Annotated in this window: 15 protein-coding genes; 3 read left to right on the plus strand and 12 right to left on the minus strand. The window is 34.6% G+C overall.

All coding sequences use genetic code 11. From position 1 onward, the window contains the following. The 3 genes from PHQ99_04905 to PHQ99_04915 form a co-directional block, all read left to right on the plus strand. The coding region (locus PHQ99_04905) for a hypothetical protein (protein ID MDD4288907.1) at window positions 1-1,080 on the plus strand (1,080 nt) is incomplete at its 5' end. 15 nt (window positions 1,081-1,095) lie between these two features. Then, window positions 1,096-1,911 (plus strand): mechanosensitive ion channel, encoded by an 816-nt coding sequence (locus PHQ99_04910; GenBank protein MDD4288908.1) that lies wholly within the window; start codon window positions 1,096-1,098, stop codon window positions 1,909-1,911. 107 nt (window positions 1,912-2,018) lie between these two features. Continuing rightward, window positions 2,019-2,378, plus strand: a complete 360-nt coding sequence (locus PHQ99_04915) for a DUF1622 domain-containing protein (GenBank protein ID MDD4288909.1) — start codon at window positions 2,019-2,021, stop codon at window positions 2,376-2,378. A gap of 35 nt (window positions 2,379-2,413) precedes the next feature. Here PHQ99_04915 and feoB read toward each other — a convergent pair whose 3' ends face one another. The 12 genes from feoB to PHQ99_04975 all read right to left on the minus strand — a co-directional run bounded on the left by feoB (window position 2,414) and on the right by PHQ99_04975 (window position 9,957). Beyond that, a complete protein-coding gene (feoB, locus tag PHQ99_04920) occupies window positions 2,414-4,324 on the minus strand; it encodes a ferrous iron transport protein B (GenBank protein ID MDD4288910.1) in 1,911 nt (636 codons plus the stop codon). Next, on the minus strand, window positions 4,321-4,554 hold the full coding sequence (locus tag PHQ99_04925) for a FeoA family protein (protein MDD4288911.1): 234 nt from the start codon (window positions 4,552-4,554) through the stop codon (window positions 4,321-4,323). The genes feoB and PHQ99_04925 overlap by 4 nt, the downstream gene beginning before the upstream one ends. 28 nt (window positions 4,555-4,582) lie before the next feature. Beyond that, the gene (locus PHQ99_04930) at window positions 4,583-5,044 is read right to left on the minus strand and encodes a Fur family transcriptional regulator (GenBank protein ID MDD4288912.1); all 462 of its coding nucleotides are present in this window, start codon (window positions 5,042-5,044) and stop codon (window positions 4,583-4,585) included. Between the two features lie 170 nt (window positions 5,045-5,214). Further along, window positions 5,215-5,676, minus strand: a complete 462-nt coding sequence (locus PHQ99_04935) for a GIY-YIG nuclease family protein (protein MDD4288913.1) — start codon at window positions 5,674-5,676, stop codon at window positions 5,215-5,217. Window positions 5,677-5,691: 15 nt separating this feature from the next. After that, the gene (locus PHQ99_04940) at window positions 5,692-6,618 is read right to left on the minus strand and encodes an ARMT1-like domain-containing protein (protein MDD4288914.1); all 927 of its coding nucleotides are present in this window, start codon (window positions 6,616-6,618) and stop codon (window positions 5,692-5,694) included. Between the two features lie 58 nt (window positions 6,619-6,676). Further along, window positions 6,677-6,889: a uracil-DNA glycosylase gene (locus PHQ99_04945; GenBank protein ID MDD4288915.1), complete on the minus strand. Its 213-nt coding sequence runs from the start codon at window positions 6,887-6,889 to the stop codon at window positions 6,677-6,679. Between the two features lie 105 nt (window positions 6,890-6,994). Continuing rightward, window positions 6,995-7,834 (minus strand): Mrp/NBP35 family ATP-binding protein, encoded by an 840-nt coding sequence (locus tag PHQ99_04950; GenBank protein ID MDD4288916.1) that lies wholly within the window; start codon window positions 7,832-7,834, stop codon window positions 6,995-6,997. Between the two features lie 72 nt (window positions 7,835-7,906). Continuing rightward, window positions 7,907-8,125, minus strand: a complete 219-nt coding sequence (locus tag PHQ99_04955; protein MDD4288917.1) for a hypothetical protein — start codon at window positions 8,123-8,125, stop codon at window positions 7,907-7,909. Window positions 8,126-8,148: 23 nt separating this feature from the next. Continuing rightward, entirely contained in the window at window positions 8,149-8,526 is a 378-nt protein-coding gene (locus tag PHQ99_04960; protein ID MDD4288918.1) for a NifB/NifX family molybdenum-iron cluster-binding protein, read from the minus strand. Between the two features lie 21 nt (window positions 8,527-8,547). After that, window positions 8,548-8,913: a NifB/NifX family molybdenum-iron cluster-binding protein gene (locus PHQ99_04965; GenBank protein MDD4288919.1), complete on the minus strand. Its 366-nt coding sequence runs from the start codon at window positions 8,911-8,913 to the stop codon at window positions 8,548-8,550. Window positions 8,914-9,069: 156 nt separating this feature from the next. Further along, on the minus strand, window positions 9,070-9,453 hold the full coding sequence (locus PHQ99_04970) for a DUF5320 domain-containing protein (GenBank protein ID MDD4288920.1): 384 nt from the start codon (window positions 9,451-9,453) through the stop codon (window positions 9,070-9,072). Between the two features lie 27 nt (window positions 9,454-9,480). Continuing rightward, window positions 9,481-9,957, minus strand: a complete 477-nt coding sequence (locus PHQ99_04975; GenBank protein MDD4288921.1) for a Fur family transcriptional regulator — start codon at window positions 9,955-9,957, stop codon at window positions 9,481-9,483. Window positions 9,958-10,173: the final 216 nt, after the last annotated feature.

The following is a 10,173-nucleotide window of genomic DNA, read 5'->3' on the forward strand; positions in this document are numbered from 1 at the left end:
TTTTTAATCAAAAATTCTAACTATTGTATGAACGGGTTATTTGAGATATACTTGGGCTTAAGAAGTAAGAAAGGATATTCAAATAGTATGGCAGATTCAAATAAATGGCAAGTCATTAATGCAGATGATTTCCATGTTCCTGCTGCACCAACTGTTACAAAAGTCCAGCAACAATGGAAGAGTTTACTGCGATTACTTGGAATACATGAATCTGAACCTGAAGAAGAAGATGATAATGATCACCAATCAACGGTAAAGAAAGAATTTGATCGAAGACCAGCTGTAAAAGCATTGAATAACCATCTTAATGAATGGTCGAAAAAAAAGGAATCGACCGTTTGCTTTTTATTAGATCCTCCTTTTAGCAGTACAGATGATATTGCATGTGATTGGGCAAAGCAAAAGAAATGGAAAATATTGACTCCTCCGGATAATACTAAAATTCGTAATTTAGATATTGATGGATGGTGGAAAGAACAAAAGAATAAAAATAATTGGCTCATTAATGATCTGACACGATATCTGATTCGTACTTCTTATGGTCTATCATTCATCCGTGAATTATTACCCAGAATATTATTTGGGGAATTCGGCAAAGGATTGGTAGTCTGTGACAGCTGGATGTTTGCATTTATTCAAAGGATATGGCCATTAAAATTTTCAAAAGTATATTGTTTTGCAGCAGCCGGTCCTGAATTATTAAAACAGGTCGGTATTCATGCTGGTAATAAGTCACTACAAAAACTCGCTGCAAGGGTTCATGGTAACGTAGGTATTGCCCTTACTGTCAGGTCTATTGAGCAAAACGAGGACCGAAAATTGCCAGAATTACCCGGGGAAGCTAATGATATTACTTCATTTATCCTTTATTCCGTCTTAATGCATCGTCATCTGAGTAGTAGTCAATTACAGGAAATATTGACAATGCTACCAGCAGAAGAATTAAATTTACAGCTATTTCAATTAAAACAATATGGCATTCTAAACTATAACGAAGATCAATGGGGAATTAATGTAGAAGCCTACCTGGCTGTAAGGGATTTCCTTAATAATCGAGCTTTTCTATTAGATATATTTTAAGTAAAGGAAAAGAAGATGAATTCTGAACAAATTGCCGGGATATTGAAACCAATAACCACTGATATTGTAATTGAAATTATAATAGTTATTGCAATTGTAATAGGGTTAAGTTGGCTGGCTGAAAGAATTCTACCATGGTTAGCTGGAAAATTATATAGCGGGCGTCGTCTGCTGATTCTTGCTTTTATCCCAACTATCCGAATCTTATTATTTATTATGGCCGTAATGCGAATTATACCACTAATTATTGAGCCCACCTTACAAAATATGATTGCCATATTCAGTGCTGCTGGTGTAGCGGTTGGATTTGCTTTAAAAGATTATGTAAGCAGCATTCTTGCCGGAATTGTAGCTGCCTATGAACTTCCTTATCGTCCGGGAGACTGGATTGAGGTTAATGGTGTTTATGGTGAAGTAAAACATATTGGTACCCGGGTAGTAACAATCGTTACTCCTGATGACACCACTGTTTATATACCACACTTGAAAATATGGACTGACCTTATACACAATGCTAACAGCCATACTCCGGATTTGCTATGTGTGGCCAATTTTTACCTGGATCCTGATCATGACCCGGAACAGATTTGCAGAATATTGAAAAATGTGGCTCTTACCAGTCCCTATATAAATCTGGCACAACCTGTAATTGTGTTACTGGAAGATAAACCATGGGGTACTCATTATCGTATTAAAGCCTACCCGATGGATCCCCGTCAACAGTTTCAATTTATCTCTGATCTGACAGCCAGGGGCAAACTAAGCTTGCGTAAAAAATCCGTTAAGTTTGCTCATTTGTCAATATATCCTGCTTTTCAAGAAAATAATTAGAAGAATAAGTTGTTTAAATAGTCTATTTTGAATTGAAATGCAAAAAAATAATACCTATAATAATTTTAAGGCAATTTTCTAAATTTAAAATAAGGGGATTATAATATATGGTAAAACCTGCGTTGCTAATTTATATAGTCAATCTAATTTCCACCATCATTGGTATTGTGGCAATATTAATTATTACCTGGGGTGCCATTATTATTTTTTTTGATTTGATTAAATTAGAATTTAAACGTTTCAAGGGATTAAAACCATATTATGAGCGAACTACTCTGCGTCATCGTTTTGGCTCATATCTTCTGCTTGGTTTAGAATTTTTAATTGCTGCTGATATTATACTGACAATCAGTCAACCAAGTTTGGAAGAAATAATTATTTTGGCCAGTATTGTAGGTATAAGAACAATTATCAGTTATTTTCTGGATAAAGAAATGGCCTATTCTGATAAACGCAACAACAACTAAGACAAATAATAATTATGGACCTTCATTAAAATCTGTCAGTAAACAATGCGGGTTATTGTTGCTAATACAATTGCAATCAGAAATGTAAAGATAATTGTAAATATAGTTCTTTTACTACCGATTTCCTTGATTAAAACAGCAATTGTTGCTACACAGGGTACATAAAACAGAACAAAGACAGTAAAAGTCATAATCTGTGTTGAGTTCATTACTGTACTAATATCGGTAACTCCCAGGGCTTGAACTAACATAACCATAGATAATTCTTTTCTTAACACACCAAAGATTAGTGTTACGCCTACTGCCACCGGCAATCCCAATAATAAAGTAACTGGCGATATCAGTTTGTTTATCAATTCTTCCAGATGCCAGTGTTTTAATAGACTTAAAACAACACTCCCGATAATCAATAACGGCCAGGCAATTACAATAAACTCTTTCATTCTTAGCCATACTTTTGATAATAGTATCTTTATCGAGGGCATATGATATGCGGGTATTTCCAAAATCATCCCGGGAGTGATTTCCGGCATTATTTTAGAAAGAATTAACCCGGCTATTGCAACAACAACAATATTAAAAACAAAGACAAATATAGCTGCTTTTGGTCCAAGATAAAAAGCAACTAAACCAAAAACTATCGTTATTCGAGCTGCACATGGAATCATAGTAGTCAGAACTGAAGTAATAAAACGGTCTCTTTCTGATTCCAGAATCCTGGTTGCCATAACAGCTGGGACTGTACATCCATATCCTAATATAAGCGGTATAATAGCCTTCCCGTGAAGTCCGATTCTATGCAGGAAAGAATCCATCAGGTAGGCAACTCTGGGCAAATACCCTGTATCTTCCAGAAATGCCAGTCCCAATAAAAACGGGAAGAGAAAAGGTAAGACAATTGCAATACCTCCGGCAAGTCCTTGCACAACACCATTAACAATGTGATATAACAAAGTATCAGCACCCAAAACCTGCTCCGCATAAGGTAAAAATTGATAAAAGAAATCCAGCAGAGGTTCTTCAAGTATTGCCCCTACATAAAATACAAAATTAAAAAATAAATACAAAATGCCTATCAGGGAAATATAGCCAAAAACAGGGTGCATTAAAACACTATCCAGGTAATCTCTGAACTCTTTTTTTGGTTTAGAAAGTTTCACAACTGATTCATAAAGCTGCATTGATAGATGGTGACGTTCAGATGATATTACCTCGTCGGAACTTCTTTCACGGCATTTTTCCAGTTGTTGCTGGTAATCTTGCACAACTTCAATAAAGCTGGCATCTGTTTCCTTAATTTCATCGATAAAATGCTGGTCATTTTCCAATAACTTAGTTGCCAGGAAACGATGGGTAACATTTAATTCTTTGGCATAAGCATTTTTTTCTATATATCCGGTTAAACCTTTAATAGCATTTTCTACATCTTTGCTAAAATGCTGAAAATCACTCTTTACTGGTTTTTGAGCCATTTTAAATGTAGTTTCGAATAATTTATTAAGTCCCCAACCTTTATGAGCTATTGCAGTAACTACCGGTACACCTAATAAATGAGAAAGTTTCTCAGTATCAATAATTATTCCTTTTGCCTCAGCTTCATCAATCATGTTAAGGCAAATTACTGTGGGTAAATTCAACTCCAATAATTGTAATGTTAACTCCAGTCCTCTTCCCAGCAATGAGGCATCTATAACATTTACAACTACATCTGCCTCTTCTCTTAACAGATATTTACGGGCTTCCAGTTCAGCTAAATCAAAAGAAGTCAGTGAGTAAGTACCGGGTAAATCGACTATTTCACTGGTCATCCCCTGAAAAGTCATTTTGCTACTGCTAAATTTAACTGTTTTGCCAGGAAAATTAGAGGTAATTGCTTTATATCCGGCTACATGATTAAAAATAGTACTTTTGCCGCAATTAGGCTGACCCACCAGAACAATTTTCATGCTTCTACCTCCACCAATATTTTTGCAGCAATTCCCCTGCCTAAAGCAACCTGATTTCCATGTATATTTACTAAAACAGGGCCTCTCATAAACCCACATTTTTGTAGAAAAATTGTATCTCCGGGATGTATTCCCAAACAGCTTAATCTCTGCCTAACGCTTAATCCTCCCCTGATTCTTACAACTTTAACACTGCTACCTGATTTCACATCTGTTAAACTAATTATCATGATTGATATAACCTCTTATTATCCTATTTCATTTTTTAGAATGATTACCTTTTAAATCTAATTTACCCTGGCATTCTTTACAATAACCTTTAATTTCCAAACGATGTTCAGTTGCTAAAAATTGGTCATTTCGGCAAATCTCATTCTGTAATGCTTCTACATCTTCATTATAAAACTCGATAATCTTTCCACAATTTATACAAACCAAATGATCATGATGTCTTTTGTTATATATTTTTTCATAAAGAACTTTATCCCTACAATGAAATGTCTCTGTTATCAGTCCACAATCAATTAATAGTGGGATTGTCCTGTATACCGTTGCAAGAGAAACATTTGACTTATGCTCTCTAAGTTGTTTATATATATCTTCTGCATCAAAATGATTTTGAAGCTTTATTATTGCTTCAACAATCTCATTTCTCTCCGGCGTATATTTTAAATCTCTTTCTTTTAAAAAGCCTTTAAATTTATCCTTGTATTTAAACAAATTCCTAACTCCAAATGTGATTGCAAATCATTCTCAATAAAATTGTATAACATAATTCTGTTTTGTCAAGGAAATATTGTAAAAAATTCAGCACTTTATAAATATTTACTATCCAAATGAAGTCTTTAGGATTTTTTAGATATATAAATTGAGAAATAGAAAAGATTTACTTACCTGTCTATCAATGGGGCAAACCTTTTTTCCAATAATTTATCTTCCAGTGCACCTAATTTATTTTTGCTTATTCTAAAAAAATGTGTAATACAGTGGCAATCTGAGGAACCAAATCCTTTTTTTACTAAATAACAATAATTACTCTTAAACAGTTCTTTTGATATTTGACATTCTATTAATTCCTGACTGGTCCAAATATTGACAATTAAAAAAGGAAATGGATTACTGAGGACATAATCAATATGCCAGAACTTGTTTTTTTTGGCTGAAAGATGCCTGTTCAGGCGCGAATTAATATTTTTTTTAGCAGAACCAATATAAATATAGTAGCCCTTATTAATTTTGACATGACCTAACCTTCCAACTACTATATCACATGATTTATTATAATAGATTAATAGGATGTAGGTAAAACCATTGGCTTTTTTGATAGAAAATTCAATTGAAACTTTACTCATATACTCATATTTTTCTTAAAAATCTTTACCTTCAGCAGTTTCAACTGGCATAATCTTTCTTTTTAAATGATTCTCCAAAATAAAATCTCCAACATCACATCCAATATGACTGGCTATTAGTGGACATTTGGCAATTAATAAAAAAAATAAAGGCGATGTCTCATCAGAAAGTGCTTCATAATTACCCTGGCCTTTGCTTATTATCATCTCAGCTTCATTAAAAATACGCATAAATTCAGGCGAACAATGCTTTAATGCAACCCCGGGAGAATCTGCACCACTAGAAATAATATTAGCATAATGGTTGATTCCACACATAATCGAATCATCAACCAGGGCGTCGTTTAGTACCGGCTTTCCTCTTACTGCGTAAATAACAGTTTTATTGCAACAATTTACCAGATATTCAATTAAAATACGATCAAATACTACCTCCCCTGCATTATCAGCAAGGTATAAAATAGAATCGACTTCAGATAAATTTTCTCGAAAAGATAAATAATCAAAATGTTCTCGATAATCACTTTCCTGGATATAAAAATCAATATTTAACATCTTGTTAATCTCGTCATAAATTTCTTCTTCACTATCTTTTATTCCAAAATCAATTATATTGCCAATAATTGCTAATTTGACAGCTGTTAGAAGTTTGTCATCTGCGTCTTTCATTTTAACTTTCATCTCCGGATACATTTTAAGAGCCATCTTATTACTTATTTCTTTTAGTTCTCTATAAGGATCCTTTTTACCGGTAATTTTATTAATCATGGCATATATTTCTCTACCCATCTGAACAGGTGAGGTATCCAGGGAAAAATCAGGTATCATCTCTGATAATCTGTATAATACTTCTTTTTGCACCTCCTCATTGGCACCAGATATTCTTGCCGCCCTTAATGCCTGCTGGTAAAAGCATGGAATACAGTCCAAATAAGTCTTCATTGTTTACTCCTTAAATATAAATCTATATATTAACAATACTCTACCAATAGATATAATTTTATAGTTGAGTATTGATTGTTCCATCAGGCAACATATTATCTGGATGATATTGGTTTTTGTCCTGCATTTTTTTTCTTATACAACGCCAGTATTTTAATTTACAGTATTGTTCTGTCCATTTTTTTTCTATTAATTGTCTTTCTACATATACCTTTATTGGACAACAATAGAACCATGGACAAATTTTTCCAGTGCTCTTACTCTTACACATAAATCTAATTATCTTGTCTGCCTTTAATAATAACTAATATAGATCATGGAAAAATTATAATTCTATCCATAATCTATATTAGTTTGATACATCAATTTATTCAGGCTATATATTTATCTTAGATATGATTGCCTGAACAATTTCCTCAAAAGCCTGACCTGTCTCACTTTCTCCATTACTGCAGATAAAAGGTTGACCCTGATCTCCGGATTTGACCATTTGTACATCGATGGGAATAGCCCCCAAAAATGGCACTTTAAAATCATCAGCTGCCTTTTTGCCGCCACCGGTCATAAATAAATCAATCTTCTCACCACAGTTAGGACAACGAAATCCACTCATATTCTCAATAATTCCTAAGATTGGAATATTGATATCCCTCAGGAAATGAATACATTTTCGGGAATCAGTCAAGGCAATCTCCTGTGGAGTAGTCACAATTACCCCGCCATCCAATTCGGGTATTAACTGACAAATAGATAGCGGTTCATCTCCGGTACCGGGAGGTGAATCAATGATTAAAAAGTCAAGCTTTCCCCAATGTACCTCAGCCAAAAATTGTTTAATTGCAACTCCCTTTAAAGGTCCTCTCCAGACCAGGGGTGTATCAGGAGACTTAATTAAGGAAGCCATAGAAACAGCTTTTAAATTTTCTGTTACCTTTATTGGCTCAATAAAACCATTGTTTCCGGCTAATCTTTCTCCTTCAAACCCTAACATCTTGGCAACAGAAGGTCCATGGAGATCTGCATCCAGTAAGCCAACTTTATATCCCTTTTCAGCCAAAGCACATGACAAATTAACTGATACTGAGCTTTTTCCAACACCGCCTTTGTTTGATAAAACCAATATTTTATGTTTTATGTCAGACATATTTTGTTTTAGTTTATTATTCATGTCTTCCTGGGCTTTTTGTTGATCAACTTTGCTGTTTGTATTATTCAATTTTTAAATTCCTCTTCTTCCCTCGTCCAATATAAACGAATTCTATTATTTTAAGTAAAATTATGATTAATCTTATTTTCTAACCATCATAGTTCCACATTTTGGACATTTTATCTCAGTACAGGGTTGTCCGGGTCTATGAACTTGAACTGTTCCACAGGATGGACATACACATTCTCCTCCTGGGCCTGCCCCCTGGGCAAATCTTCCTGAAGGATTATTTCTTCCTCCCATTCCTCTGCCAGTCCCTGGACCCTGACCTCTTGGACCTGTTCCATCTCCTCTAGGCATTTTTTTCACCTCCTGTAAAATAACTATTTATGATGATCCTCTTTTTCAATACCATATCCCTTACCTGCACCAGGCTGACATAATGAATCACTTTCTTTTAACTGGCCTTTAAGATATTTATGAATTACTTCATCAATATCACCACTTACGCCAACAATTGCTTTTATTCCTTTCTCGTTAAAAAGGTCTATTGCTCTTCGGCCCATACCACCACAAATAATTGTATGAACACCTTTTTCAGCCAGAAACTTAGGTAAAAAACCGGTACGATGGCCGGGATTGGGAATAATTTCCTGATTGACGACCTTTTGATCTTGTAATTCAATAATCGCAAAAGAAGGGCACCGGCCAAAATGAGCTGACACTTGATTATTATCAACAGCTATTGCAATTTTTTCCATAAAAATTCTCCTACTATACCTTTAATTTAATCCTGAATGTGGTTCTACATTTGATTGATTTGATGGTTTTAAATTCCCTTTTATGTATTCTTGAATGGCTGATTCAACAGTACCGGATACTCCGGAAATCAACTGTATACCGGCAGCATCCATAGTTCTAAATGCATTAGGTCCACAATTCCCGCTAATAACAACTTCTACATCTTTATCAGCCATCATTTGGGCAGACTGTATTCCGACTCCACCCATTCCACGCATATTGCTATTCTCAATTGCCTCGAATTTTTTGTTGTCAGTATCATAAATTATAAAATAAGGACATCTACCAAATCTTGGGTCGATTTCACTCTTTAATTCGGGTCCTGAAGAAGTAATCGCTATTTTCATTAAACACACTCCTATCTATACTATTTTTTGTTACTTTTTATTACTGCTATCTTTTATTATACCCCTTATGGCAAATTTATAAAATTTTACCTGAGAATAAAAACAAATCACCGGTTAATTCTTATCATTACCGGTGATTTGTTTTTATTATTTTAATTATCCTTCTTTTTTGTCTTCCCTCAATTCAGCTAATCTTTTATTAACTGCATCTAATTCGGCCTTGATATCCTCTGCTTCTGCCTGAAGCAAATCCATTTCCTGTTTTGGGTCCATTTTCCCCTGATACGGGTAGTCAGTCCCATAAGCAGGATATGCTGGTGTATAAGCAGGGTAAGCCGGGTAACCTAAGAAGGCACTTCGTCGAAAGCCCCGACCAGCACCTCTGCCAAATCCACGGCCAAATCCACGTCTAAAACCCATTCCTAAGCGACCACCAACAGGATTAGCATAACCCGGAGCAGGATAACCGGCACAATAACCGGCTGCTCTTCCACTCATAGGACCAAAGCCTGCAGGACCAGTTCTATCACCACCTGGCATAATAAACACCTCCTTCTTTTTTGAATATTATTTTTCTTTCCCACAATTTTTACATTCTCCATAAAATTGGAGTATGCAGCTTTTTACTGTAAAACCATACTTTTTGTAAAGCTTTTCCTTCATTTTTTTTATTACAGCTATTTCATCTTCGGTTAGATCACTGCTATCTATAAAACTTCGGCAATTCATACAAAATAAATGTTGATGACAATTTACACCCTCTTTTCTGCCTGCCAACTCAAATCTAGCCCTTCCTTCACCGGATTCAACTTTTAAAACCAAACCATTTCTTATCAATAAATCAAGTGTCCTGTAAACAGTCGTTAACCCGATGGCAGGATATAACTGATAAGCACGTAAATATATCTCCTCAGCACTTAAATGCTTTTCCGCATTACCCAGAACCTGTAATATAATTCTTCTGGGTATAGTCACACGATATCCTCTACCTCTAAAATGACCCGGCCAACCTTCCGGCGGACCTTTACCAAATTTTCCATTCATTATTATAATCTTCCTTAATGAAAATGATTACCATTAACATTTTATGACTGAAATATCTTTTTGTCAAGGTCCTCAATAAAATATATTAATAAAAGAAGGCATTAAAAATAATTAATGCCTTCTTTATCTGCCTTAAAACTATTATTATAAGCTTACAATAATGAACCTTGCACAATAAAAATACTATTAATCAGTCATTAATTTAGATTTATAGCT

The sequence above is a fragment of the Atribacterota bacterium genome (genome assembly GCA_028703475.1).
Lineage (GTDB): Bacteria > Atribacterota > Phoenicimicrobiia > Phoenicimicrobiales > Stramentimicrobiaceae > JAQVMU01.

Bases quoted from the DNA above. Each gene is read 5' to 3' on its own strand.
- PHQ99_04955 (MDD4288917.1), bottom strand. From the start codon at position 8,125: ATGCCTAGAGGAGATGGAACAGGTCCAAGAGGTCAGGGTCCAGGGACT.
- PHQ99_04925 (MDD4288911.1), bottom strand. From the start codon at position 4,554: ATGATAATTAGTTTAACAGATGTGAAATCAGGTAGCAGTGTTAAAGTT.
- PHQ99_04965 (MDD4288919.1), bottom strand. From the start codon at position 8,913: ATGAAAATAGCGATTACTTCTTCAGGACCCGAATTAAAGAGTGAAATC.
- PHQ99_04940 (MDD4288914.1), bottom strand. From the start codon at position 6,618: ATGAAGACTTATTTGGACTGTATTCCATGCTTTTACCAGCAGGCATTA.
- PHQ99_04935 (MDD4288913.1), bottom strand. From the start codon at position 5,676: ATGAGTAAAGTTTCAATTGAATTTTCTATCAAAAAAGCCAATGGTTTT.
- PHQ99_04975 (MDD4288921.1), bottom strand. From the start codon at position 9,957: ATGAATGGAAAATTTGGTAAAGGTCCGCCGGAAGGTTGGCCGGGTCAT.
- feoB (MDD4288910.1), bottom strand. From the start codon at position 4,324: ATGAAAATTGTTCTGGTGGGTCAGCCTAATTGCGGCAAAAGTACTATT.
- PHQ99_04910 (MDD4288908.1), top strand. From the start codon at position 1,096: ATGAATTCTGAACAAATTGCCGGGATATTGAAACCAATAACCACTGAT.
- PHQ99_04945 (MDD4288915.1), bottom strand. From the start codon at position 6,889: ATGTGTAAGAGTAAGAGCACTGGAAAAATTTGTCCATGGTTCTATTGT.
- PHQ99_04915 (MDD4288909.1), top strand. From the start codon at position 2,019: ATGGTAAAACCTGCGTTGCTAATTTATATAGTCAATCTAATTTCCACC.
- PHQ99_04970 (MDD4288920.1), bottom strand. From the start codon at position 9,453: ATGCCAGGTGGTGATAGAACTGGTCCTGCAGGCTTTGGTCCTATGAGT.
- PHQ99_04960 (MDD4288918.1), bottom strand. From the start codon at position 8,526: ATGGAAAAAATTGCAATAGCTGTTGATAATAATCAAGTGTCAGCTCAT.